Source organism: Streptomyces sp. NBC_00984, assembly GCF_045162475.1.
Taxonomy (GTDB): Bacteria; Actinomycetota; Actinomycetes; order Streptomycetales; family Streptomycetaceae; genus Streptomyces.
Genome location: NZ_CP108734.1, coordinates 4,943,568 through 4,967,806, shown reverse-complemented (window position 1 = coordinate 4,967,806; position 24,239 = coordinate 4,943,568). Strand labels below are relative to the sequence as shown.

General features: G+C 69.8%; 19 protein-coding genes, 1 tRNA gene and 1 pseudogene. 14 read left to right on the top strand and 7 right to left on the bottom strand.

Translation table 11 applies throughout. The annotated features are described in order from the left end of the window. Positions 1 to 29: 29 nt before the first annotated feature. Positions 30 to 848, bottom strand: a complete 819-nt coding sequence (nth, locus tag OG520_RS22110; protein WP_406014308.1) for an endonuclease III — start codon at positions 846 to 848, stop codon at positions 30 to 32. A 313-nt stretch (positions 849 to 1,161) separates the two neighbouring features. Between nth and OG520_RS22105 the strand changes: the two genes are divergently transcribed. Continuing rightward, positions 1,162 to 1,836 (top strand): Crp/Fnr family transcriptional regulator, encoded by a 675-nt coding sequence (locus tag OG520_RS22105; protein ID WP_014046869.1) that lies wholly within the window; start codon positions 1,162 to 1,164, stop codon positions 1,834 to 1,836. Positions 1,837 to 2,006: 170 nt separating this feature from the next. Here OG520_RS22105 and OG520_RS22100 read toward each other — a convergent pair whose 3' ends face one another. The 4 genes from OG520_RS22100 to OG520_RS22085 form a co-directional block, all read right to left on the bottom strand. Then, positions 2,007 to 2,837, bottom strand: coding sequence for an MBL fold metallo-hydrolase (locus OG520_RS22100; protein ID WP_406014307.1), 831 nt, complete (start codon positions 2,835 to 2,837; stop codon positions 2,007 to 2,009). Next, positions 2,834 to 3,727 carry an NUDIX hydrolase gene (locus tag OG520_RS22095; protein WP_399329362.1) on the bottom strand — a complete coding sequence of 298 codons (894 nt, stop codon included), beginning with the start codon at positions 3,725 to 3,727 and terminating at the stop codon, positions 2,834 to 2,836. The genes OG520_RS22100 and OG520_RS22095 overlap by 4 nt, the downstream gene beginning before the upstream one ends. Positions 3,728 to 4,009: 282 nt before the next feature. Further along, positions 4,010 to 4,498 (bottom strand): RidA family protein, encoded by a 489-nt coding sequence (locus tag OG520_RS22090; protein WP_406014306.1) that lies wholly within the window; start codon positions 4,496 to 4,498, stop codon positions 4,010 to 4,012. After that, positions 4,498 to 4,656, bottom strand: a complete 159-nt coding sequence (locus OG520_RS22085; RefSeq protein WP_003967454.1) for a DUF4177 domain-containing protein — start codon at positions 4,654 to 4,656, stop codon at positions 4,498 to 4,500. Before OG520_RS22085 ends, OG520_RS22090 begins: the two co-directional genes overlap by 1 nt. 71 nt (positions 4,657 to 4,727) lie before the next feature. Between OG520_RS22085 and OG520_RS22080 the strand changes: the two genes are divergently transcribed. Both OG520_RS22080 and OG520_RS22075 read left to right on the top strand, forming a co-directional pair. Then, positions 4,728 to 5,714 carry an ArsA family ATPase gene (locus OG520_RS22080; RefSeq protein WP_399329360.1) on the top strand — a complete coding sequence of 329 codons (987 nt, stop codon included), beginning with the start codon at positions 4,728 to 4,730 and terminating at the stop codon, positions 5,712 to 5,714. Next, positions 5,711 to 7,213 (top strand): ArsA-related P-loop ATPase, encoded by a 1,503-nt coding sequence (locus tag OG520_RS22075; RefSeq protein ID WP_406014305.1) that lies wholly within the window; start codon positions 5,711 to 5,713, stop codon positions 7,211 to 7,213. The genes OG520_RS22080 and OG520_RS22075 overlap by 4 nt, the downstream gene beginning before the upstream one ends. Before the next feature lie 13 nt (positions 7,214 to 7,226). On the opposite strand, the gene OG520_RS22070 is transcribed toward OG520_RS22075, so the two are convergent. Continuing rightward, the gene (locus tag OG520_RS22070; protein ID WP_176740522.1) at positions 7,227 to 7,577 is read right to left on the bottom strand and encodes a WhiB family transcriptional regulator; all 351 of its coding nucleotides are present in this window, start codon (positions 7,575 to 7,577) and stop codon (positions 7,227 to 7,229) included. Between the two features lie 386 nt (positions 7,578 to 7,963). Here OG520_RS22070 and OG520_RS22065 point away from each other — a divergent pair, with 386 nt between their 5' ends. Beyond that, positions 7,964 to 10,231 (top strand): transglycosylase domain-containing protein, encoded by a 2,268-nt coding sequence (locus OG520_RS22065; RefSeq protein WP_406014304.1) that lies wholly within the window; start codon positions 7,964 to 7,966, stop codon positions 10,229 to 10,231. A gap of 112 nt (positions 10,232 to 10,343) precedes the next feature. Here the strand turns inward: OG520_RS22065 and OG520_RS22060 are convergent, their stop codons facing one another. Next, on the bottom strand, positions 10,344 to 10,808 hold the full coding sequence (locus OG520_RS22060; RefSeq protein ID WP_385326018.1) for a GatB/YqeY domain-containing protein: 465 nt from the start codon (positions 10,806 to 10,808) through the stop codon (positions 10,344 to 10,346). Between the two features lie 79 nt (positions 10,809 to 10,887). Between OG520_RS22060 and OG520_RS22055 the strand changes: the two genes are divergently transcribed. From OG520_RS22055 to OG520_RS22010, 10 genes and pseudogenes are all read left to right on the top strand, one after another. Beyond that, positions 10,888 to 11,826 (top strand): metallophosphoesterase, encoded by a 939-nt coding sequence (locus OG520_RS22055; RefSeq protein ID WP_385326016.1) that lies wholly within the window; start codon positions 10,888 to 10,890, stop codon positions 11,824 to 11,826. 102 nt (positions 11,827 to 11,928) lie between these two features. Then, a tRNA-Pro gene (locus OG520_RS22050) sits at positions 11,929 to 12,002 on the top strand. 427 nt (positions 12,003 to 12,429) lie between these two features. Next, positions 12,430 to 14,055, top strand: a complete 1,626-nt coding sequence (locus OG520_RS22045) for a TIGR02677 family protein (RefSeq protein WP_406014303.1) — start codon at positions 12,430 to 12,432, stop codon at positions 14,053 to 14,055. After that, complete coding sequence (locus OG520_RS22040; RefSeq protein WP_406014302.1) at positions 14,052 to 15,377, top strand: TIGR02678 family protein; 1,326 nt, start codon at positions 14,052 to 14,054, stop codon at positions 15,375 to 15,377. Before OG520_RS22045 ends, OG520_RS22040 begins: the two co-directional genes overlap by 4 nt. Then, positions 15,374 to 19,612 (top strand): TIGR02680 family protein, encoded by a 4,239-nt coding sequence (locus OG520_RS22035; RefSeq protein WP_406014301.1) that lies wholly within the window; start codon positions 15,374 to 15,376, stop codon positions 19,610 to 19,612. The genes OG520_RS22040 and OG520_RS22035 overlap by 4 nt, the downstream gene beginning before the upstream one ends. Further along, entirely contained in the window at positions 19,528 to 20,880 is a 1,353-nt protein-coding gene (locus OG520_RS22030) for a TIGR02679 family protein (RefSeq protein WP_406014300.1), read from the top strand. Before OG520_RS22035 ends, OG520_RS22030 begins: the two co-directional genes overlap by 85 nt. Before the next feature lie 651 nt (positions 20,881 to 21,531). After that, positions 21,532 to 21,726: pseudogene (locus OG520_RS22025) on the top strand (hypothetical protein); the annotation flags it as partial. 6 nt (positions 21,727 to 21,732) lie between these two features. Then, positions 21,733 to 21,996 carry a hypothetical protein gene (locus OG520_RS22020; protein ID WP_406016683.1) on the top strand — a complete coding sequence of 88 codons (264 nt, stop codon included), beginning with the start codon at positions 21,733 to 21,735 and terminating at the stop codon, positions 21,994 to 21,996. Positions 21,997 to 22,055: 59 nt separating this feature from the next. Further along, positions 22,056 to 22,220 carry a hypothetical protein gene (locus OG520_RS22015; RefSeq protein ID WP_406016682.1) on the top strand — a complete coding sequence of 55 codons (165 nt, stop codon included), beginning with the start codon at positions 22,056 to 22,058 and terminating at the stop codon, positions 22,218 to 22,220. Between the two features lie 1,147 nt (positions 22,221 to 23,367). Then, positions 23,368 to 24,174, top strand: coding sequence for an SGNH/GDSL hydrolase family protein (locus OG520_RS22010; RefSeq protein ID WP_399329350.1), 807 nt, complete (start codon positions 23,368 to 23,370; stop codon positions 24,172 to 24,174). The last annotated feature ends 65 nt before the right edge of the window (positions 24,175 to 24,239 follow it).

Genomic DNA, 24,239 nt, shown 5'->3' with positions numbered 1-24,239 from the left:
TACGTCGGCCCCGGATTCGGCGCCCCGCGTCAGCCTGCCCCGAGGGGCGGCGCGGGCTTGCCCGGGTAGTCCGCCGGCGGGCTCAGCCGCTGGCCCGGCCGGCCGCCCATCTCGTACTTCAGCAGCTTCCTGGCCTTCTCCGGGTCCGTCTCGCCCTCGCCGTACGCGGGGCAGAGCGGGGCGATCGGGCAGGCGCCGCAGGCGGGCTTACGGGCATGGCAGACGCGGCGGCCGTGGAAGACGACCCGGTGCGAGAGCATCGTCCACTCGCTCTTGGGGAAGATCGTGGCGATCTCGGCCTCGACCTTCTCCGGATCCTCCTGCTCCGTCCACTTCCAACGGCGGACCAGGCGGCCGAAATGGGTGTCGACGGTGATCCCGGGGACGCCGAAGGCATTGCCCAGAACGACATTGGCGGTCTTGCGGCCGACCCCCGGAAGCGTGACGAGATCGGCGAGCCGGCCCGGTACCTCGCCGCCGAAATTGTCCCTGAGCGCCGCGGAGAGGCCTATCAGCGACTTGGTCTTGGCCCGGAAGAAACCGGTCGGCCGGATGAGCTCCTCCATCTCCTCCGGGACGGCCGCGGCCATGTCCTCGGGGGTGGGGTAGGCGGCGAAGAGCGCGGGGGTGGTCTGGTTGACCCTCAGATCGGTGGTCTGGGCGGAGAGGACCGTGGCGACCAGGAGCTCGAAGGGGTTCCTGAAGTCCAGCTCGGGGTGGGCGTAGGGATAGAGCTCGGCGAGCTCGCGGTTGATCCTGCGGGCACGGCGCACCATCGCCAGACGCGATTCCGGCTTCCATCCCGCTCCTGCCGCTCCCGCGAGTTTTGCCTTCGCAGGGCGTTTCACCGACTCCCCTACGGGGCGTTTTGTCGCTTTTTCCGGGCGAATCGCACCCTGTTCGCCCACAGCGGAATCACGGCCTTCCGACACCCCATCAGCCCCCTTGGCCTGCACTCTCACCGGCGATTTGGACACCCGGCCAGCCTAGAGCCACGCACTGACATCTGCCCCTGTCACCGTGTATCCACCCCCAATCGGCCCCCTGCCGCACGGTTGGGCACGCCCGTGCGTCAAACTGGTTTGTGATTGATCGCACTGTTTTACCGTCCGGCATGATGGGGACCACGGTTCCCTGAACAGGCCGACAAGGAGAGAACTCGTGGACGACGTTCTGCGGCGCGCCCCGCTTTTCGCGGCGCTCGATGATGAGCAGGCCGCGGAGCTCCGCGCCTCGATGAGTGAGGTGACCCTCGCACGCGGCGACGCGCTCTTCCACGAGGGCGACCCGGGCGACCGCCTCTACGTGGTCACCGAGGGCAAGGTGAAGCTCCACCGCACCTCCCCCGACGGACGCGAGAACATGCTGGCGGTCCTCGGCCCCGGCGAGCTGATCGGTGAGCTGTCGCTCTTCGACCCGGGCCCCCGCACCGCCACCGCGACGGCGCTGACCGAGGTCAAGCTCCTCGGCCTGGGCCACGGCGACCTGCAGCCCTGGCTGAACGCCCGTCCCGAGGTGGCCACGGCCCTGCTGCGCGCCGTCGCCCGCCGCCTGCGCAAGACCAACGACCAGATGTCCGACCTGGTCTTCTCCGACGTACCGGGCCGTGTCGCCCGCGCCCTCCTCGACCTGTCGCGCCGCTTCGGCGTCCAGTCGGAGGAAGGCATCCACGTCGTCCACGACCTGACCCAGGAAGAGCTGGCCCAGCTGGTCGGCGCCTCCCGCGAGACGGTCAACAAGGCACTCGCCGACTTCGCCGGACGCGGCTGGCTGCGCCTGGAGGCGCGCGCCGTGATCCTGCTGGACGTGGAGCGCCTGGCGAAGCGGTCCCGCTAGCCGGACCGGGGACGCCACCTCCGCACCCGTACGCAAGGCCCCGCCGCCCGGCGGGGCCTTGCCGCGTTTCCGCCGCAGGCCGAAGCCGGTGAAGCCGGTGAAGCCGATGAAGCCGGTCAGACCAAATCCGACCAGGCCAGGCCAGTCAGGTCAGGTCAGGTCAGGTCAGGTCAGATGAGCCCGTGCTCGCCCAGATACTCCAGCTGCGCCAGCACCGAGAGCTCCGCGGCGGGCCACAGGGACCGGTCCACGTCCGCGTACACCTGCGCCACCACCTCCGACGCCGTCCGGTGCCCGGCCTCGACCGCCGTCTCCACCTGGGCCAGCCGGTGCGCGCGATGCGCGAGGTAGAACTCGACCGCGCCCTGCGCGTCGTCCAGCACCGGACCGTGCCCCGGCAGCACCGTGTGCACGCCGTCGTCGACGGTCAGCGAGCGCAGCCTCCGCAGCGAGTCGAGGTAGTCGCCGAGCCGCCCGTCCGGATGCGCGACGACCGTGGTGCCGCGCCCGAGAATCGTGTCTCCCGTCAGCACCGCCCGGTCGGCGGGCAGATGGAAGGAGAGCGAGTCCGCGGTGTGCCCGGGGGTCGGTACGACCCGGAGCTCCAGTCCACCGGTGGTGATCACATCGCCCGTGGTCAGCCCCTCGTCGCCCAGCCGCAGCGCCGGGTCCAGGGCACGCACCTTGGTACGGGTCAGCTCGGCGAACCGCGCCGCGCCCTCCGCGTGGTCGGGGTGCCCGTGGGTGAGCAGGGTGAGCGCGATCCGGCGGCCGGCCCGCTCGGCGGTGTCGATGACGGCCCGCAGATGCGTGTCGTCCAGCGGGCCCGGGTCGATGACGACCGCGAGGTCGGAGCCGGGCTCGGCGACGATCCAGGTGTTGGTGCCGTCCAGCGTCATCGGCGAGGCGTTGGGGGCGAGGACATTGGCGGCACGGCTGGTGGCGGGGCCGGACAGGACCCCGCCGCGCGGCTGCCCCGGAAGGGCCGCGGCCTCGCTCATACGGCCTCACCGCCCGCGCCGCCGCTCGGGATGTGCTTGGTGAACTCATCGTGTCCCGGCCAGCTCAGCACCAACTCGTCGCCCTCCAGCCGCGCCTGTGCCAGTACGGGCGCGAGGTTCTGGGAATCCGCCGCCTTCAGGGCCTCGGCGGCCGTCCCGTACGGCCTCAGCGCCCGCAGCGTCGACACGGTCGGCGGCATCATCAGCAGCTCGCCCCTGTCGTATCCGTCGGCCGCCTCGCCGGGCTGGATCCACACCGTGCGGTCGGCCTCCGTGGAGGCGTTGCGGGTGCGCTGACCCTCGGGGAGCGCGGCGACGAAGAACCAGGTGTCGTAGCGACGGGGCTCGAACTCGGGGGTGATCCAGCGCGCCCAGGCGCCCAGCAGATCCGAACGCAGCACCAGACCGCGCCGGTCCAGGAACTCGGCGAACGACAGTTCACGGGCGACCAGTGCCTCCCGGTCGGCCTCCCAGTCGGCACCGGTGGTGTCGCTGACCACCGTGTCGGCGCCCGGACCCGCGAGGAGGACGCCCGCCTCCTCGTACGTCTCACGGACCGCCGCGCAGACGATGGCCTGGGCCTCGGCCGGAGTCCCGACGCCGAGCCGCTCGGCCCAGGTCTCCAGCGGGGGTCCGGCCCAGCCGACGAGCCGGTCGTCGTCGCGCGGGTCGACCCCGCCACCCGGATAGGCGTATGCCCCGCCGGCAAAAGCCATGGAGGCGCGGCGGCGCAGCATGTGGACGGTGGGACCGCCCTCGGTGTCAGCGGCGGAATCCCGGAGCAGCATCACGGTGGCGGCCCGCTTCGGGGTCGCGGCCGTCAGCTCACCTGCGGCGAGTGCCCGGATCCGGTCGGGCCATTCCGGTGGGTACCACTGACCATTGGACATGGCCGGAGGCTATCCGGAACCGCGCCGATGTTCGAGGGGTCGACTGATCCGTACATGCCCCGCACACAGATGATCCCGCCCGGTCATGACGACCGGACGGGATCGGAGAACGCGGCGAAAGACCCTAGGGCGTTTTTGAGAAGTCCCGTCTGTCTCGCGGGGTCTGACACGCACGCTCGCCGCGTTGCCGAAATGCCCTGGTAGCTCCGCTACGAGGGCACCCCGGCGCCTTCCGATCGCACGCGCCAGACCCCGCGAGACCCGCCCTCCGGGCGGACGACGCTACTTCTCAAACACGCCCTGGGCCCCGACCAGCTCGACCTGGACCTCGACCTCCACCGGCGCGTCCAGCGGCAGCACCGCGACGCCCACCGCACTGCGCGCGTGCACGCCCTTGTCGCCGAGCACCGCGCCCAGCAGCTCGCTGGCGCCGTTGATCACGGCGGGCTGCCCGGTGAAGTCGGACGCCGAGGCGACGAAGCCCACGACCTTCACCACCCGCGCGATCCGGTCCAGGTCGCCCGCGATCGACTTCACGGCGGCCAGCGCGTTGAGCGCGCAGGTCTTCGCCAGTTCCTTGGCCTCGTCGGGCGTGACTTCCGCACCGACCTTGCCGGTGACCGCGAGCTTGCCGTCCACCATCGGCAGCTGGCCCGAGGTGTACACGTACACCCCCGACTGCACGGCCGGCTGGTACGAGGCCAGCGGCGGCACGACGTCCGGCAGCGTCAGCCCGAGTTCGGCGAGCTTCGCCTCGACGGCGCCCGCCACTACGCCTTCTCCCGCTTCAGGTAGGCCACGAGCTGCTCGGGGTTGTTCGGGCCGGGAACGACCTGGACCAGCTCCCAGCCGTCCTCGCCCCAGGTGTCCAGAATCTGCTTGGTCGCGTGCACGAGAAGGGGCACGGTCGCGTATTCCCACTTGGTCATGGCCCGACTGTAATGCCTGGCACGTACAGCCTCGTGCGTAGCCTGCGGTGTGACTGGTTAGGCTCGAATACGTGAGCAGGTTCCAGGTCGTCAGCGGCAAGGGCGGTACCGGTAAAACCACGGTCGCCGCCGCCCTCGCGCTCGCCCTCGCGACCGAGGGCAAGCGCACCCTTCTCGTGGAGGTCGAGGGCAGGCAGGGCATCGCCCAGCTCTTCGAGACGGAGTCCCTCCCCTACGAGGAGCGCAAGATCGCCATCGCGCCGGGCGGCGGCGAGGTCTACGCCCTCGCGATCGACGCCGAGCGCGCCCTTCTCGACTACCTCCAGATGTTCTACAAGCTGGGCAGCGCGGGCCGGGCGCTCAAGAAACTCGGCGCGATCGACTTCGCCACCACGATCGCGCCCGGCGTGCGGGACGTGCTGCTGACCGGCAAGGCCTGCGAAGCCGTACGCCGCAAGGACAAGCAGAACCGGTACGCCTACGACTACGTGATCATGGACGCCCCGCCCACCGGGCGCATCACCCGCTTCCTCAATGTGAACGACGAGGTGGCGGGGCTGGCCAGGATCGGCCCGATACACAATCAGGCACAGGCCGTGATGCGGGTGCTGAAGTCCCCCGAGACCGCCGTCCATCTGGTGACGCTGCTGGAGGAGATGCCGGTCCAGGAGACCGCGGACGGTATCGCCGAACTGCGGGCCGCCGAACTGCCGGTGGGCCGGGTCATCGTGAACATGGTGCGGCCCCATCTGCTGGACGAGGACACCCTGCGCACCGCCGCGGGCGGCCGGCGCAAGGAGATCGCCAAGGCGCTGACCCGGGCCGGAGTGACCGGCTCCGCGGGGCTCGTACGCCCCCTGGTCGAGCAGGCGGCCGAGCATGCCCAGCGGGTCGAGCTGGAGCGTGAACAGCGCGCCGTGCTCGCGGACCTGGAGCTGCCGGGATACGAACTCCCGCTGATCGGCGAGGGGATGGACCCGGCCGGTCTCTACGACCTGGCGACCGAGCTCCGCAAGCAGGGCGTGGGCGAAGGGGCGGGACAAGGGGTGGGTACATGACACAGCGCACGGACGCGGCCACGGCCACGGCCACAACGACGGATGCGACCGCGTCGACGGACACGGCCACATCCGACACGACCGGAACGGCCACGGCCGGAACGGACACGGCCGCGTCGGATGTGGCCGTCTCACCCGCTCCCGCGCTGGACACCGACGCGCTGCTCGACGATCCGGACATCCGGATCGTCGTGTGCTGCGGTTCGGGCGGCGTCGGCAAGACCACGACCGCGGCGGCTCTGGGCGTACGGGCGGCCGAGCGCGGCCGCAAGGTCGTCGTGCTCACCATCGACCCGGCCCGCAGGCTCGCCCAGTCCATGGGCATCGACTCGCTGGACAACAGACCGCGCCAGGTGCCGGGCATCGAGGGCGGGGACGCCGGGGAACTGCACGCCATGATGCTCGACATGAAGCGGACCTTCGACGAGATCGTCGAGGCGCACGCGGACGGCGAGCGGGCCCGCGCGATCCTGGAGAACCCCTTCTACCAGTCCCTGTCGGCCGGTTTCGCGGGCACGCAGGAGTACATGGCGATGGAGAAACTCGGGCAGTTGCGGGCGCGCGACGAGTGGGACCTGATCATCGTCGACACCCCTCCGTCGCGCTCCGCGCTGGACTTCCTGGACGCGCCGAAGCGGCTCGGTTCGTTCCTGGACGGAAAGTTCATCAAGCTGCTGATGGCCCCGGCGAAGATGGGCGGCCGGGCCGGGATGAAGTTCCTGAACGTCGGCATGTCGATGATGACCGGAACGCTGGGCAAGCTGCTCGGCGGTCAGTTCCTGCGCGACGTACAGACCTTCGTCGCGGCGATGGACACCATGTTCGGCGGATTCCGTACCCGGGCCGACGCCACGTACAAACTGCTCCAGGCCCCCGGCACGGCGTTCCTCGTCGTCGCGACGCCGGAGCGGGACGCACTGCGCGAGGCGGCGTACTTCGTGGAACGGCTGGCCGCGGAGGAGATGCCGCTGGCCGGGCTGGTGCTCAACCGGGTCCATGGCAGCGATGCCGCCCGGCTCTCCGCCGAACTCGCCCTGGCCGCCGCAGAAAATCTTGACGGGGTCGGCATTGTGGATCAGACGGCCGGGAAGGCTGGACTTCGTGACCGGACCGACCAGTCGGCCACCTCTCCCGAAGCCGCTGTCACACCCGCTGTCACGCCCGGTGCCGCACCGGATACCGCCCCCGACGCCACGCCCGACCATTCCGAGCACGAGCACAAGGACACCGAAGACCCCGAGCCGACGCCGGGACACGTTCCCGATACACCCGGAACCGCTTCCGTCGAGGAGCTGACCGCGGGTCTGTTGCGGCTGCATGCCGAACGGATGCAGGTGGTCGCGCGCGAACAGCGCACACGCGACCGCTTCACCGCGCTGCACCCCGAGGTCGCCGTGACCCAAGTGGCCGCGCTGCCCGGTGACGTACATGACCTCGAAGGACTCCGGGCCGTAGGGGACCGGCTCGCGACCGGTTCTGCCCCGGCCGGAGCTGCGTAGCCGTCCGTCAGCCCTATCCCACCGCGGCGTACCTCTCGTGCAGTTCGTCGTCGTCCAGTCCGATCGCCACGGGCAGGATGCCCGTCGACTGCTCGTACTCGCTGCGCGCGGTCTCCAGCAGCCGGCGCCAGGACGTGACGGTGGGCCGCCTGCGCAGCAGTGCGCGGCGCTCCCGCTCGGTCATTCCGCCCCACACGCCGAATTCGACGCGATTGTCCAGCGCATCGGCCAGGCACTCGGTCCGCACCGGGCATCCGGTGCACACCGCCTTGGCTCTGTTCTGCGCTGCCCCTTGTACGAACAGTTCATCCGGATCGGTAGTGCGGCAGGCTGCCTGCGCACTCCAGTCGGTTACCCAGCCCATCACGGCGCCGTCCTCTCCCGAATCGAGGCTCCCCCACGGCGGTAGCGGCATATTCACCGCTGCCAGTTGAGGACGTTACGGAAGGTGGCGACAGCACAACACCCCCTTCGGGCCCAGTCTTGAATGGCCCGAACGGACTATGTGTATGCGGCAGATCACCCAGGGGAGTGAGGCGAGGGCATACGCGACTATCCCGGAAGAATCGGGACAGTTCACCTGGATCACAACGGACGTTCAATGACACACGAGGCGAATTCGGGAGCGCCTGAGCTCGTGGCCGGGTCATGCATGGGGGTTGATACGGAACCGGACTGCTGTGACAGTTGAGAGCAGCTTAGGCCAAGGCATATACGTGTGTCCGGCGAATGAGAACGTAGGCTGCCCCCATGCCAAAGAAGCGCTCGGGCGGGGGTCTCTCGACGACCCAGCAGGCCGCCAAGTTCCTCGGTGTCGCCGCACTCTCCGGAGTTGTGCTCGCGGGCATCGCGCTGCCGGCCGCCGGAGCACTGGGTCTCGCCACCAAGGGGACGGTCGAGGGATTCGACGAGATCCCGGCCAACCTCAAGACTCCGCCGCTGAGCCAGCGCACCACGATCCTGGACAGCAAGGGCGGGACGATCGCCTCGGTGTATTCGCGCGACCGCACGGTGGTCCCGCTGAAGGACATCTCGCCGTACATGCAGCAGGCGATCGTCGCGATCGAGGACGCCCGCTTCTACGAGCACGGGGCCGTCGACCTCAAGGGCATCCTGCGCGCGCTGAACCGCAATGTGCAGACGGGCGGAACCGCCGAGGGCGCATCGACCCTCACCCAGCAGTACGTGAAGAACGTCTTCGTCGAGGAGGCGGGCGACGACCCGGACAAGGTCGCGCAGGCCACCCAGCAGACGATGGGCCGCAAGGTCCAGGAGCTGAAGTACGCGATCCAGGTCGAGGAAGAGCTCGGCAAGAAGAAGATCCTGGAGAACTACCTCAACATCACCTTCTTCGGGCAGCAGGCATACGGCGTCGAGGCCGCCGCCCAGCGCTACTTCTCCAAGTCGGCGAAGGACCTGACGCTGGCGGAGTCCGCGCTGCTGGCCGGTGTCGTGCAGTCGCCGAGCCGCTACGACCCGGTCAACGACACGGCCGAGGCGACCAAGCGCCGCAACACCGTGCTCCAGCGCATGGCCGACGTCGGGAACGTCTCGCAGGCCGCGGCCGACAAGGCGAAGGCGACCCCGATCAAGCTGAAGGTCAAGAAGCCGAAGAACGGCTGCATCACCGCCGTCAGCGGCGCCGGTTTCTTCTGTGACTACGTACGCCACGTCTTCCTCACCGATCCGGTCTTCGGCGAGACCAAGGAGGACCGGGCCAAGATCTGGAACCGGGGCGGCCTGACGATACGGACGACGCTCGACCCGCAGTCCCAGCAGTCGGTGCAGGGCTCGATCAAGAACCACGTCTACAAGTCGGACAGGGTCGCGACGGCCGTGACGCTGGTCCAGCCGGGCACCGGCAAGATCATGGGCATGGGCCAGTCCAAGCCGTACGGCTTCGGGAACAACGAGACCCAGTACAACTACTCGGTCAACAAGGCCATGGGCGGCTCCAACTACGGCTTCCCGACCGGTTCGACGTTCAAGCCGTTCCTCGCCGCCGCGGCCATAGAGGGTGGCAAGCCGGCCACACAGGTCTATCCGTCGCCGTACGAGATGGACTACCCGGACACGGTGCGGTCCTGCGGGAAGCCGTGGGTCAACGACGGTGTACCGAAGTACCACCTGGAGAACGAGAGCGAGACCGAGAAGGGCCCGTACGCGCTGAAGGAGGCGATGGAGAAGTCGGTCAACACCTACTTCGTCCAGATGCTCCAGGACATCGGCATGTGCCCGGTCTCCCAGATGACCGACAAGCTCGGCGTGGTGCAGGGCGACGGCTCCAAGCTCCCGCAGAACCCGTCGACCCTGACCCTCGGCTCCAACGGTCTGTCGCCGCTGACGATGGCGAGTGCGTACGCCACCTTCGCCAACCGCGGTACGTACTGCACGCCGATCGCCATCGAGTCGGTCAACAAGGCCGACGGCAGCTCGCTCCCCGTGCCCAAGACCTCCTGCTCGCAGGCGATGTCGCAGACGACGGCCGACACCATCAACACGCTGCTGCGCGGCGTGGTCGACTCCGGTACCGGTCAGGAGGCGGGTCTCCAGAGCCGCGACAACGCGGGCAAGACCGGTACGACCGACGCCCGTAAGAACGCCTGGTTCGTCGGGTACACCCCGAACATGTCCGGCGCCGTCTGGGTCGGCAGCCCGTCCCAGAGCGTCGAGATGGAGCGCATCACGATCGGTGGTGTGTACCAGGACAAGGTGTACGGCGGGCAGGTCCCCGGACCGATCTGGCGTGACGCGATGACGGGCGCCCTCAACGGAGTGGCCGCTCCTCCCTTCAACACCGTCAACATCCCGGACCCGCCGAAGAACGACGACCGGGAAAGGGGCCGGGACCGCGGCCGGGACGAGGGAAGGCACGGCGCCGGTGGCAAGAAGCCCGGCGACAAGAAGCCCGGTGGCAAGAACCCGTTCCCCGGCATGAGCATCCCGCCGGACCTGATCGGCGGGAACACCGGCGGCGGCCACCGCAGCCAGACCAACGGCGGCACGCAGGGCCCCTGAGCCGCAAGGCTCGTCCCCTGACACGAAGGTGGGGTGCCCCGGACCGGGATCGGTCCGGGGCACCCCACCTTCATATGTCCCTACGCATACGTCATACGTACGCCGTGCGGGCTCAGCCCGCGAGGAGCTTCTTCACCGAGGCGGCCACCCTGCCGCCGTCCGCGCGCCCCGCCACCTTCGGGTTCACGATCTTCATGACGGCACCCATCGCGCGCGGCCCCTCGGCCCCGGCGGCCCTGGCCTCCTCGACGGCGGACGCCACGATCGCGCCCAGCTCGTCGTCGCTCAGCTGCTTCGGCAGGTACGCGTCGAGGATCTCGCCCTCCGCCTTCTCGCGCTCGGCCTGCTCGGTCCGGCCGCCCTGGGCGAAGGCTTCGGCCGCCTCGCGGCGCTTCTTCGCCTCCTTGGCGATCACCTTCTGCACCTCGTCGTCGGAGAGCTCGCGGGCCGTCTTGCCGCTGACCTCCTCCTTCGTGATGGCGGTGAGGGTCAGCCGGAGCGTGGACGAGATCAGTTCGTCACGCGCCTTCATGGCCGTGGTGAGGTCTTCCTTGAGCTTGGACTTGAGCGTGGTCATGTACTGATTGTGGCAGGTACGGGGCGACCGGCGCCCGCCGGTTTTCTGCTGGCCGCACGGTGTCTGCGACGATGGACACATGCGCGCACGCTACGGAGTACCCCTGAAAGTCACGGCAGTCGGCGCGGCGATCGGCGCAGCCGGTATCGCCTACGCCGCCGGATTCGAGGCCCGCTCGTTCCGCCTGCGACGGGTCACCATCCCCGTACTCCCGCACGGGGCACGCCCGTTGCGCGTGCTCCAGGTCTCCGACGTCCACATGGTGAGCGGCCAGCGCAAGAAGCGCGCCTGGCTGCAGTCGCTGGCCGGCCTGCGCCCGGACTTCGTCGTGAACACCGGCGACAACCTCTCCGACCCCGAGGGCGTGCCCGAGCTGCTCGACGCGCTGGGCCCGCTGATGGAGTTCCCGGGGGTGTACGTGTTCGGCTCCAACGACTACTACGGCCCCAAGCTCCGCAACCCCGCCCGCTACCTCTTCGAAAAGGCCCGGGGCAAGCACGGTCTCAACGGGAACGCGCCCGCGGTCGGCGTCGTCCACAACCCGTGGGAACCGATGCGCGACGCCTTCGACGAGGCGGGCTGGCTGGGCCTGTCCAACACCCGGGGCCGCCTCAAGATCGACGGCCTGGAGATCGCCTTCACCGGCCTGGACGACCCGCACATCAAGCGCGACCGCTACGCAGAGGTGGCGGGCGGCCCCGAGACGGGCGCCGACCTCTCCATCGGCGTGGTCCACGCCCCCTACCTGCGCTCCCTGGATGCCTTCACCAAGGACGGCTACCCCCTGATCCTGGCCGGTCACACCCATGGCGGCCAGCTCTGCATCCCCTTCTACGGAGCCCTGGTCACCAACTGCGACCTGGACACGGACCGGGTCAAGGGCCTCTCCACCCACTCCGTCGATGACCACCGCGCCTACCTCCACGTCTCCGCCGGCTGCGGCACCAACCGCTACACCCCGGTCCGCTTCGCCTGCCCGCCCGAAGCGACCCTGCTGACCCTGACGGCCCGGGACTGAGCGCCCCCCGGCCCCCTCGCCCTCAGCTGCGCACAAACCGGATTTCGTCTGCGGGCGCGGGTGGGCTAAAGTAATCGATGTCGCCGGGAGACCGGCGGCGATCGGGGTGTAGCGCAGCTTGGCAGCGCGCTTCGTTCGGGACGAAGAGGTCGTGGGTTCAAATCCCGCCACCCCGACAGCTGTAAGACCAGGTCAGGGGCCTGATCCACTTAGTGGATCAGGCCCCTGACTCGTTCCTGGGGCCATCTTGGGAGCCAACCTCAGAAGCCGGCTCCCAAGGAACCGCCGAAGAGCCTGTTGGTTGGCATCGCGACTGAGGCGGCCGGACGCCCAGCAGAGCGCCCGTGATCAAGCAGCTGACTCCAGCTCCGGGGCGATCTCCTCCGGTGGGTCGAGGAGCCTGAAGTCGCAGTCCCCCGGCCGCCGCCCAAGCGCTGGAACACCAGGGCGCCGAAAGGCGCGGCCCAGGGCTGCAACAACCCCCCCACGTTTCGTGCTGAAGCGTTGGCGATCGGAGGGACAGGGGCGTCACCTCCGCATGCTCGGGGAGCATTTCGAGCTATGTCCCAACGACAGTCGAATGCTCCAAGTAGCCTCGCAAGCATGGAGGCACCCGCACCCGGCACACCGCCGGAACCCGGCGACCACGAGGCGCGCAGAAGGCTGGACGCGTACGCCTACCTGAGCGCGCCGGAGCGGCTGGAGCACATCGCGATCATGCGGGTCTTCTGCGGAACGCTCCTGGCGGACCTGACCGTCCCGGACGTCATGGCGAAGCTGCGCGAGTCCGGCGGGCCAGGGGCCGGGCTCGACGCCGACACCCTCACCGCCCGGCTCGAACAGCTGGAGCGGTGGGGCAACCTGCTGCGCAGCAGCCACACGGTGAAGGCGTCCAGCATCACCGAGTACCAGCGTTCCCGCGCGCGCTACCAGCTGTCGAGGCTGGGCGAGCGAATCCAGCGGGACGCCGACGGGGTGCTGGCCGAGGCCGATGCCGCCCGCGAGGTGAGCAACGAACTGCTTGCCCTGGTCGAGCGCGGGCTCCGGGAGCTGGCCGAGCTGGTGTCCGAGCCGGGCGGTATCGCTCCGCAGGACGGGCTGGAGCGGGTCAGCACGCTGTTCGTGCAGTTCGCCGAGTTCGCGGACTCCATCCGGGACTTCTATGCCTACCTCGGCCAGGTGCTCGCCCGGTACGACCTGGACAGTGCCGAGTATCAGGGTTTCAAGGAACTGCTGTTGGACTACGTCGAGGCAATCACGGAGGACGTGGCCTTCCGCGCGCCCCGGATCTCGGCGGCACTGGACACGCTCTGGCCGCACCTTCCGGATCTGCTGGATCGGCTGGACGCCCACGCCCAGGGCCTCGCCGGGATCTCTCCGCAGGGCGAAGGCCGCTCGGAGACCCGGGTGCAGCGCAGCCGCGGGCGCGAGCTTGCGGACTGGGACGGGCTGCGCGGATGGTTCAGCAACACCGATGGTCAGGGCAGCCAGGTCGATCAACTGCGGGACGCCACCCTGCGGGCGCTCCAGTCCCTGCTGGCCAACGCCAAGCGGATGCTGCGTTCGGCCACCGGGGAGATGTCGCGGCGCCGGGACCTGCTGCGGCTGGCCCGGTGGTTCGACGAAGCGGCACCGCAGGACGCGCACGACATCGCCGTCGCTGCCTTCGGGCTGTACGGTGCCCGCCACCTGGGCATCCCGCCTGCCACCGATGAAGTGGTGCCCGCCTACACCAGCTGGTGGAACGGCCCGGTGGTCGAGGTCCCGGTGGCGCTGCGCGAGAGGGGCAGCCGCGCGCAGCGGGGCCGGGCGTCGTCGGTGGAGGACCACTCTGCGCAGAAGCACCGGCTGCGGGCGGCCGCGCGTGAGCGGGCGGCGGCCCGGAAAGCGGCGGCGGACGAGCTACGCAGCGCATCGGGCCGTTTCGATGACGTACGGCTCACTTCGGCGGCGCTGGGCCTGCTCCTGGAGCTGCTGGCCACGGCGCTCGGGAACGCGCAGCTCAAGCGGCGCACCAGTGCGGACGGGGAGGGGACGCCGGGGTTCGGCCTGGACGCGGCGCGGAGCGAGGACGCCGATCTGGGCATCCGGCTCACCGTGCACCGTGCGGCGGGTATCCGCACGCTCCTCCGCTCGGCCGACGGGGACCTGCTCCTGGACGACCTGGAGCTGGTCATCGGCCGGACCTCCACCATGGCCGACGGTGAGGCGGAGGTGAGCGTGTCATGACCCTCCCCTCCGCCCACGACGTGGCCCTGGCAGCAGAACGCCGGACCGCCGCCCGGCTGTTGCTCGCTCATCCGCTGGTCACGTCGGACGGCCCGCACGCCGACCTCTTCCCGCTGGTCCGCAGGCACGCCGACTGGCTGGGCAAGCGGTTCCAGCAGGTGCTCGGCTATCGCCTCCTGGTCGACAGTTCCTATGCCCGGCTGTTCAAGGCCGGGCTGGGAGCACAGGCGGGACACAGGCTTGTGCGGTCCACCGGCACTCCCTTCACCCCGCACACGTACGCCTGCCTCGCGCTGGCTCTGTCCGTGCTGGTGACCGCGCCCGAGCAGATGCTGTTGTCGCAGCTGGTTGCCGATATCCGGGCCGCGGCGGCCGACGCGGACATTCAACTGGAGGAGACGGGTCGGGCGGCCGGGAAACGGACCCTGGTCGCAGCTCTGCGCCAGCTGGTCGAGTGGGGCGTACTCATCGAGACGGAGGGCCACGTGGCCCTCATCACTCAGGAAGCCGGCGGGGAGGCTTTGATCACGGTGGACCGCGAGCTCGCCCGCGTCGTCGTCGCCGGACCGCTCGCCCAGTCCCGGGACGGCGCCGATCTGGTCCGGCGGGCAGCGGACCCGGGCTTCGGAGGACCTCGCACCTACGTGCGCCGGATGCTCGTCGAAACACCCGTCGTCCACCTCGACGAACTGACCGATGCCGAACGCGACTGGCTGCGTACCCGGCAGCGCCGGGAAGCCCAGGCATTCCTCGAACTCCTCGGTCTGGAGACGGAGATCCGCGCCGAGGGAGTGGCGCTGGTCGACCCCGAGGAGGAGCTGACCGATCTCCACCTTCCCGGCACAGGAACCGTCGCCCAGGCCGCACTGCTGCTGGTGGAACGGCTCGTTGAACGGCTTCGTCCGCCCGATCCCGGGCATCCTGCAACCGGCGGGGTCCTCGTCGTCGGAGTGGCCGTTCCGGACGGCCTGGTGGATGAGCTGCTGGCTGACCTGGTCGCCGAGTACGGGGGCCGCAGCAACTGGCAGCGCGGCTATCTCGAAGATCTCCACGCCCTGCGGGAAGCCGTGCTGGACCTGCTGGCCCGCATGCGGCTGCTGGCCCCAGCCGGCCCGATGCGGGCCGAGGGGGAAGGGCTGCCGGAGAGGTACGCCGAAGAGCTGCCGGAAGGACGCCAGGTGACCGATGTCCGGGGAGCCCGGCCAGGCGGCGAGGGCTGGGTGCTGCTCGCCGCTGCGGCCCGCTACGCCACCCGCGTCACCGTGCGTACGGCCGGCACGGACCGCGAAGTTGCCGAAGCACAGCAGGAGTTGCCGCTATGATCACCGACGCGCGTGGCCTCGTCCCGCTGCCACGTTCCGCCCCACCGCCGACAGCCGGTACCCGGTTCCGGCTGCACCGCGCGGGCATCCAGAACGTCTGGCAGTACGACGAGCAGGAGTTCGCCTTCGGTGACGGGCGACTGCTGCTGCGCGGCAAGAACGGCGCGGGGAAGTCCAAGGCCCTGGAAATGCTGCTCCCGTACCTGCTGGACGGCGACTCCCGGGCACTGGACGCGACCGGCACCGGCCGGACGACGCTCGCCTGGCTGATGCTGGACGGGTTCGAGCAGACCAACCGCCTCGGCTACCTGTGGGTGGAGTTCCGGGGTACGGACGAGGGCGGCGACCACCGCTATCTGACGCTCGGTGCCGCCGTCCGCGCCTCGAAGTCGACGCAGAAGGCGCTGCCGACCTTCTTCGTCACCCCCCTGCGGGTCGGTGAGGACCTGCGCCTGGTCGAAGCGGGCAAGCCGCTGCCCGTCGACCGGCTCAAGGAGCTCGTCGGCGCCGACAACGCGACCGACCGGGCGGTCAGCCACCGTGCTCGCGTGGCCCGGGACCTCTTCGGCATCACCGACGCGACGCGCTACCGCAACCTCACCCAGCTCCTCCACCGGCTGCGGCGCCCCACGGTCGGGGACCGCATCGAACACGGGGGCCTGGCCTCGCTGCTGAGCGAGACCCTGCCGGGACTCGACGAAGAAGTGGTCGAGAAGGTGGCGCGCAACCTCCACGACCTGGATGCCGTACGGGACGAACTCGGCCGCCTGGAGCGTACCGACATGGCGCTGCGCACGTTCCTCGCCGACTACCGCCGCTACCTCGCCGGAGTCCTGCGCGCCTCGGCCGGGAACGTGGGCAGGGAGCTGGACACCCTTTCCCGACGACGCCGAGCGGCCGGGGACGCCGCGCAGCGGACAGGCGACCTGAAGACACGGGAGAAGGAGTCGGAAGCCGGGCTGGTGACCCTGCGAGAAGAGGAACAGACCGCCCGGACGGACCTTGCCGCGCTGCACGCCAGTCACGCCTACCGCAGCCTGCGCGAACTTTCTGAACGCCGCAGCACGGTGGAGGCCCTGCACACCACGGCCATGACCTCCTTCGCCTCCCTGCGGAACGCACACGAGGCGGAAGAGAGCACCGCGGAACGACTGGCCGAGGGTGCCGAAGACCTGGGGAGCCGGCTCACCGAGCTGGGGACCGAACACCAGGAGCTGCTGTCCCAGGCGGAAAAGGCGGGGCTTCCCACCGGGCATCTCGGCGACGCGGTGGCCCTGCCGCGCACGGTCCGCTCCCAGGCGACGCAGACGGAGCTGACCAGTCCGGACGGGGAAGCGCAGACCGTACGGCACCGGCCGGTGGCTCGCGTGGACACGGCCACGACAGAGGACGGGCTGCGGTCCTGGCATGAGCAACTGAAGGATGCCGAAGCTGTCGTACGGAACCGGACACGGATGGTCCAGGAGGTCACGCGTCTCTCCTCGCAGGCCGACGGGGCCAGGGCCGGGGCAGCTCAGGCCGACACGGAGCGGGAACGGGTGGAGGGCGAGGCGGAGGAGGCCGCCAGCCGTCTCGAAGAGAGCCGCGAGAAGGTCGCCGAGGAGAGTCGTGGGTACGCCGATGAGGTCGCCGCGTGGGTGGCGCGCACGCGGACCGCAACGGGGCCCGACTGTCCGCCCCTGGATGTCGTCCTCGCCGAAGTCGCCGGTGAGACCTCCCCCGACGCGCCGTTCTCGGAGCGCACGCTGCCGCCCGACATCGACACCCGAGCGCGGCAAACGGCTCATGCGGCCCTGGAGTCGTACGCCGATGACCTCACCCGGCACCGCGATGCGCTGGCGCTCGGCGTCGGCCGGCTCGGCGAGGAGATCGACCGTCTATCGAAGGAGAAGCAGGACTGGGAGCGGCGTACCGACCCCGAGCCTCCGGCCCCGCACCACCGCGCCGCCGAAAGGAACCCTGCCGGTGGAGCGCCCTTCTACCGGCTGGTGGACTTCGCGGAGCACGTGGCCTCCGCCGACCGGGCCGGCCTGGAGGCGGCACTGGAGGCGAGCGGAATCCTGGACGCCTGGGTCAGCGCTGACGGCGCCCTTCTCGACCCCCTCACCCGGGACACCCTTCTCCAGCCCGGCCCTGTGCTGCCGGGAGCACAGACCCTCGCCTCGGCCCTGCGCCCTGCCCCGCAGCCGGAGTGCGGCATCACGTCCGGGCACGTGGGGCGGCTGCTGGCCGCCATCGCGCTCGTACCGGCCGCGGAGACCGCCGCTGCCGACGCGGTGCACTTCGACGGAAGCTGGCGTCTGGGGGCCCTCCGCGGCCGGCACCACAAGAGCGTCGCCGAGTACGTGGGAGCAGCCGTACGCGCCGAGACCCGGCGGCGCGCCCTCGCCGAGCTGGAGAAGCGGCTCGCGCAGACGGAGCAGCGGCTGGCCGACGCCCGTACCGAACTCGCTGCGGCCGATTCCAGGCGGCGTGCCCTCGCGCTCGCGGAACGGGACTTTCCCCGGGCCCGGCAGCTCTCCAACGCCTGGAGCAGGACCACTTCGGACGAGAATGCGCTGCGGGACCTGACCGCCAAGGCCACCCGTGCGGCACGGCTGGCCGAGGAGGCCCGCGCTCTCGCCGTGTCGGCGCGTACCGAGGCGGATGCCACCGCGACCGCCCATGACCTGCCCATCGACGCCACCTCCCTGGACCGCGTACGCACCGCACTGGCGGCCCTGCTCGGCGGTATCGGTCACTTGCGCAGAGCGGTCAGCGGCACGGCCGGGCGGCTCGGCGGAAGCCAGACGGACGACGTGCGGTACGAGCGTGCCCGAGAGGGGCGGCTGGAGGCGGAAGGAAACTACCGGCTTCGCCTCCACCAGCTGCGCACCGCGCAACAGGATCTGCGGACCCGCGAGGAGGCCGTCGGCTCGTCCGAAGAGGAGATCCTCACCCGCGAACAGAACGCCAAGCAACGCATCGCGAACGCCGTCGGCGCCATCCCAGCAGCAGAGCACACCCACGGCGAACTCCGCGATCTGCGCGTGCGTGCGGAAGAGGAGGAGAATCGCCTGCGCAAGGAACTGACGGACCAGGAGACGACGGTCATCGACACCGGCCGCACCCTCCGCAAGGCTCTCGACCGTCCGGAGGTCATCAACGGGGCGGGACTGGACCGGTCCTCTCTGCCCGACCACGTCTCGGACAACCCCGGTTCGGACGTCCGCGACCGCCTGCGAGCGCTGCGCTCACTGGCCGACACCGTGGAGCAGGCCCTCGGCCGCCCGAAGGGCGAGGTGTCGGACAGCACCCTGCTCAACCGGCACACGGTGCTGCGCGATCAACTGGCGGGCGGATACGACGCACAGCTTGAGGAACGCGACGGGATCAAGGTGTGCCGCCTGGTCGACGATCACGGTTCCCATGATGTCGCGGTCGTGGGCGAGCGAATCGCCGTCCAGTCCGCGGAGGCGAGGGGGCGGCTCACCGAGCGCGAGAGCGAGGTGTTCCAGCGGTTCCTGACCGGCGAGCTCGGCGATCACCTCTCAGCCCAGGTCATCACCGCGGCCAATCTGGTCGCGGCTCTCAACGACACCCTGAAGACCGTACGGACCTCGCACGGTCTTGGCGTGGAACTGCTGTGGAAGCTCGACGAGGACGTGGATGCGGACGTGCGGGCGGCCGTCGAGCTGCTGCGCAGTCCGTCGAGCCTCCGGACACGCAAGCAGACCGAGCAACTGCGCGAGGTACTGCAACGCCGAATCGAGGACGCCCGCCGTGCCGACCCTTCGGCCGGTTACACGGCCCATCTGCGGACCGCGCTGGACTACCGTGAATGGTTCCGTTTCCACACCTTCGTGGTCGAGGACGCGGCCCCCGGGCGCAGGAGGAAACTGACCGGACGCACCGGACTCAGCCAGGGTGAGCAGCGGGTGCTCTCCTACCTCGTGCTCTTCGCCGCCGCTGCCGCGCACTTCACCAGCCTCGCCGAATCAGCCCCGCACGCGCCGCGGCTGATCCTCCTGGACGACGCCTTCGCCAAGGTCGACGAACCCACCCACGGGCGGCTGGGCCGCATCCTCGTCGACCTCGATCTCGACTTCGTCCTCACGAGCGAGCGGCTGATGGGCAACTGGGCTGAGGTTCCGTCCCTGCACATCTACGAATGCCTCCGCGATCCCCATGCGCGCGGGGTGGCCACGTTGCACTACACCTGGAACGGTCGGCACCGGCGTCTGGCATCCGTATGACCGGGCTCCCGGCTGCAACGCGCGACTGGCTGGCAGGACCAGGTCTCACCCGACTCTGGGGTGCGATGCGCAAACGTCTGGAAGGCAACGGCGTACAAGCCACCGGATCCCTCCGGTTGACCGCAGTGAGCAACCAGGAACGGAACGACCTGTCACTCCTGCTGGGCAAACCCCTCACGGGTATCGATGTGACCGTGCGGCTCGACGCGCTCGACGCACGGCTGCGCACCTCTGCCGCGGGACTCGGGCTCAGGGAGGTCTTGGACGAACTCGGACCACCGCTCACCGACCGCCGCGCGGCCCGCGCAGGCGTGGCGGCACAGCGCCGGCACGTGTGGTCGTCGCTCACCTCGTCCCTCGACGCCTCTCCGCTCGCCGCTCAGGAGTGGACCCGACAGTGGTCCGACGTTCTGCGCCGCACCGGCATTCCCAGGGGCGTGACGCCCGAGGCGGCGGTACAAACGCTCCAGCAGGCGGTTCGAGTCCTCACTGTGCTGCTCGACCCGGAACGCAACGCCGCACGGGGCCGAGGAGAGCTCGCCGCGATGGCGACCGGTTCGGCGCACGGTCTGGACGACGGCACCTGGCTCGCCCGCCTCGTCCAACGCGGTGTCGCCCTGGCCCATGGCACCGAGTTCCCCAGCAACGCGGCCGGTCGGCGCGCCCTGTGGCGGCTGGTGTCCGTCACACCGGACGAGGTCTCCAGCACGGTGCTGACCTATGGTCTGCGGCCCATCGGTGAGGGATGGCGAGAGCGGTCACTGCGAGAGCGGGCTGCCCATCACGCCGAAACCCACCTCACGCCGCGCGATCTGCTCGACGTACATCTCCAACTGCCTGCCGGGACTGTGGTCCACATCTGCGAAAACCCGCGCGTCGTGGAAGCCGCAGCCGACGCGGCCTGCGCCAAGCCCCTGGTCTGCACCTCCGGCAGCGCCGCCACGGTGGTCCTCACGCTTCTCGACGCCCTCGCCACCACCGGCTGCCGCTTCGCCTACCACGGCGACTTCGACTGGCCGGGCATCGCTCTGGCCAATCGGATCATCCGTCGCTACAAAGCCCTGCCGTGGCGAATGGGTGCCGAGGACTATGAACGCCTCGCCACTCACAGCCAGGCCGAGGGCATCCCTCAGCTACCACTCGACGGCCGAACGGTCAGCGCGGACTGGGACCCGGGCCTCGCCCCTGCCATGACCGCCCTCGGCGTCGCGCTCCATGAGGAAGCCACGCTCGACCTTCTGGTGGACGACCTGTCTGGCCAGATGTAGAGACCAACAACCCACAGCGGACGGTCTGGTCCGGACCCAGGACTCTGGGATCCATCTGGGAGTCAGCCCGCTCCCCAAGCCCCTTCCGGACCACCCGAGACCACTCCACCCCAATGCCCTGACCAGGCAAAACAGCAACAGCAAACCACCCGGTGGCGATCACGCCCGAACCTCATTCGGGACGAAGAGGTCGTGGGTTCGAATCCCGCCACCCCGACAGCTGAAGTACCAGGTCAGGGGCCTGATCCACTTAGTGGGTCAGGCCTCTGAGTGGTTTCCGGGGTTGTCCTGGGAGAAATCCGGGAGGGGCTCCTGGCCGGCTTCTCCCAGCACGCGGTCACCGCGTAGCCATGGTGACCGGTCGCTCATCGCACCTCACACCTGCGCGTCTACGGATCCGGAGGGGCGCTTCCCTTCGGGACAGCTTGTGGGCCCCCGGCCTCCCACGGAGACGGCCTCCCTTCGACGCACGACGACACACTCGAGCAGCAACGCGATCAAGCGCCGCACGCCGACCCGGATGCGGCGCGTGGAGGTCGATCTCGTTCCCTACCGGATCACGGCGACCGTTCCTCCGCCGGGAAAGCTAGAGTCGTTCTGCCGCAATGCGAACAGATTCAGTGATGCCATTCGCAGAGAGAGGCGACGGCCATGTCGTCGAACCCCGAAGCGCCTGCCGGCCTCATCCGCCGTGTTGCCTTGGTGGCCGCACCCTTTGCGGGCGGGGCATTAGCCACTGGCGTAGCGTTCTTGCTGCTCCGGGACTCATTCCCCGACGGGGTGGCCACGCACTTCACCCGCGATGGCACCGCCGACGACTACAGCTCACCTGGCACAGCACTTGGCCTATACATGTTGGTGTTCGCCATCGAAGCCGTCGGCACGATCGCCGCCGGTTTCTCCTCCAGGTCGGCCCTCACCACCACAAGGTCACTGAGTGTCTTCTCCATCGGCCTGGCCACAGCGACCGCCTACATCCTCATCGCCACCATGTGGACCACCAGCGGGGCCTCCGGACACACCGCACAACTGCCCCTCCTCCAACTTCCCTTGGGAGTCGTCGTGGGCGCCGCCGCAGGTGTCGCAGCCTGGCTGATCTCCCGGAGGCGGGCGTGAACCGGGACTCCGATCCGACCGCCGTCACGGTCTGGCACCGTCACCTGGCCAGCAGATGAATGCTCGCCACCGGCCTGGTCTCCGCGCTCGGCCTCGTCGCCGTCGCGGTCGTCGACCGCCCGCACCGGGCCATCGCCCTGTGGTTGCTGATCGTCTCCGCCGCATTCCTCATCGCACTGTCCAGCACGAACCGGTCGGTCCGCCGGGGAAACATCTGCGCGTAGACAGCGCCGAGGTACGTGCCGTAGGAGTACCCCAGGTAGGAGATGTCGGCAACGTCGTGGACACAGCCCTGTGCCGCTGAACCGCGTTTCCTGAGGGCCGGGCCGCCGAGTCGGCGGCGGAGCCGGAGACGGCGGCCACCAGGCCCCGTCCCACGCCGCCCTTCCGGACCATGCGCTCGCCGGCGCCCCTTGAGCGTCCCGACCGACCAGCCGCGGCCGTAGGGGCCGACGCTGCTGTCGACGTGGCCACGCCGGGTGTCGGGGTGCGATCCGGGGTGCGGTCCGGGGAGCAATCCGGGGTGCGGTCCGGGGAGCAATCCGGGGTGCGGTCCGGATCATGCCTTTTAGGGAGTCGCACTCGGCGACCACCATCCAGAATGCACCTTTCGTACCCGCATGCGAGTCTGGTGATGGCCCATCGTCCGAGATCCGCAATCAGGAGGCACGATCGTGGGCAAGAAGCAGAGTCGGCAGAACCGCGGTGCCCGCACCGGCGGCCACGAACGCAGTGCTGCTCCGGAGGCGAAGGAGCAGACGAGGTCTACGGCTGCTGAGGAGACGGTGCACTCGATCTCAGAGCAGGTCTCCCACCGGAAGCAGCGGAGGTTCGGCCACAACTGATCTCGTAGGACCACGACAACCGCCCTCTGCGGCGGCGCCCCCTCGGGGGGATCGCCACCGCAGAGGGCGGTTTCTGTTGCGCGTGGCGATTAAGGGATCCACTGGGGGCGCCGGGGGCCGGGGGGTGCTGGGGGCCGTGGGATACCGGGGGCCGGGGGATACCGGGGGGCCGGGGGGCCGGGGGGCCGGGGGGCCGGGGGGCCGGGGGGCCGGGGGTACTGAGGGGATCCGGTCGCCGCTTCTCGTGAGCCCGGAGGCCCGCAAGACCGCAGGCCTGTAAGCCCTCAAGCCCTTGAGTCCGCGAGCCGGTGCGCCTGCGATGCCGCGCGACCTTCCGCCGATATGCCGCCCACCCGGGGCTCGGCCGGAGGTTTATCTACGCGCGGAGCTATGGCGCCCGAACGATCATTCGGGCATATCAGACCAGTTCTTCCGCAGCTATTACCGGCCGGTACCAATAGCTGCTAGAAACGTGGCGCTCAATCAACCCCCCACCCACCCCCCACATTTCGGAGGGCTGACAGCCATGTCAGTACGGAGATTCTGGGCGTCCGCATCCACTCTGGTCCTCGCCGCCGTGGCCGCGCTGGGCGTTGCCCAGCCGGCCTCGGCAAACTCCTCGGCCGCCGCCGGCGGGTACGTCGCCCTCGGCGACTCGTACTCCTCCGGCGTCGGCGCGGGAAGCTATCTGTCCGACAGCGGCGATTGCCGCCGCAGCACCAACGCCTACCCCTACCTCTGGGCGGCTGCGAACTCGCCTTCCTCCTTCGACTTCGTGGCCTGCTCGGGCGCCACGACCAGTTCGGTGGCCGGGACCCAGCTGGGGGCGTTGAACTCGTCCACCGGCCTGGTCAGCGTCACCGCGGGCGGCAACGACGTCGGTTTCGCCGATGTCATGCAGGACTGCGTGCTCTCCGGCGAGGCCACCTGCCTCAGCAGCGTGAGCTCGGCCGTCACACAGATCCAGAACTCGCTTCCGTCCGGCCTGAGTTCGCTCTACGGTTCCATCCGCTCGCGGGCCCCGCAGGCCCATGTGGTGGTGCTGGGCTACCCCCGCTTCTACCAGCTGAGCGGCAGCTGCATCGCCGGGCTCTCGGAGAAGGAGCGGTCGGCCATCAACAACGCGTCCGACGTGCTGAACGGGGTCATCGCCAAGCAGGCGGCCGACGCCGGGTTCACGTTCTCCAGCGTGGTCGACGAGTTCACCGGGCACGAGCTGTGTTCCGGTGACGCGTGGCTCCACAGCGTGTCGTTGCCGGTCTACAACTCGTACCACCCCAAGGCCGCCGGTCAGTCCGGTGGTTACCTTCCGGCCTTCCGCTCGGCCGCGTAGGACGCGGACGACGGAGGTGCAGAAGTGCGGCGGGCTGCCGGGAGTTCTCCCGGAGGCCCGCCGCG

Excerpts from the sequence above, each read along its gene's own strand:
- OG520_RS22075 (WP_406014305.1), top strand. The coding sequence starts at position 5,711 with ATGACACAGCGCACGGACGCGGCCACGGCCACGGCCACAACGACGGAT.
- OG520_RS22020 (WP_406016683.1), top strand. The coding sequence starts at position 21,733 with ATGTTGGTGTTCGCCATCGAAGCCGTCGGCACGATCGCCGCCGGTTTC.
- OG520_RS22070 (WP_176740522.1), bottom strand. The coding sequence starts at position 7,577 with ATGGGCTGGGTAACCGACTGGAGTGCGCAGGCAGCCTGCCGCACTACC.
- OG520_RS22065 (WP_406014304.1), top strand. The coding sequence starts at position 7,964 with ATGCCAAAGAAGCGCTCGGGCGGGGGTCTCTCGACGACCCAGCAGGCC.
- OG520_RS22030 (WP_406014300.1), top strand. The coding sequence starts at position 19,528 with ATGCCTCCGCGATCCCCATGCGCGCGGGGTGGCCACGTTGCACTACAC.
- OG520_RS22060 (WP_385326018.1), bottom strand. The coding sequence starts at position 10,808 with ATGACCACGCTCAAGTCCAAGCTCAAGGAAGACCTCACCACGGCCATG.
- OG520_RS22100 (WP_406014307.1), bottom strand. The coding sequence starts at position 2,837 with ATGAGCGAGGCCGCGGCCCTTCCGGGGCAGCCGCGCGGCGGGGTCCTG.
- OG520_RS22055 (WP_385326016.1), top strand. The coding sequence starts at position 10,888 with ATGCGCGCACGCTACGGAGTACCCCTGAAAGTCACGGCAGTCGGCGCG.
- OG520_RS22015 (WP_406016682.1), top strand. The coding sequence starts at position 22,056 with ATGCTCGCCACCGGCCTGGTCTCCGCGCTCGGCCTCGTCGCCGTCGCG.
- OG520_RS22040 (WP_406014302.1), top strand. The coding sequence starts at position 14,052 with ATGACCCTCCCCTCCGCCCACGACGTGGCCCTGGCAGCAGAACGCCGG.
- OG520_RS22085 (WP_003967454.1), bottom strand. The coding sequence starts at position 4,656 with ATGACCAAGTGGGAATACGCGACCGTGCCCCTTCTCGTGCACGCGACC.
- OG520_RS22010 (WP_399329350.1), top strand. The coding sequence starts at position 23,368 with ATGTCAGTACGGAGATTCTGGGCGTCCGCATCCACTCTGGTCCTCGCC.
- OG520_RS22095 (WP_399329362.1), bottom strand. The coding sequence starts at position 3,727 with ATGTCCAATGGTCAGTGGTACCCACCGGAATGGCCCGACCGGATCCGG.
- OG520_RS22045 (WP_406014303.1), top strand. The coding sequence starts at position 12,430 with ATGGAGGCACCCGCACCCGGCACACCGCCGGAACCCGGCGACCACGAG.
- OG520_RS22035 (WP_406014301.1), top strand. The coding sequence starts at position 15,374 with ATGATCACCGACGCGCGTGGCCTCGTCCCGCTGCCACGTTCCGCCCCA.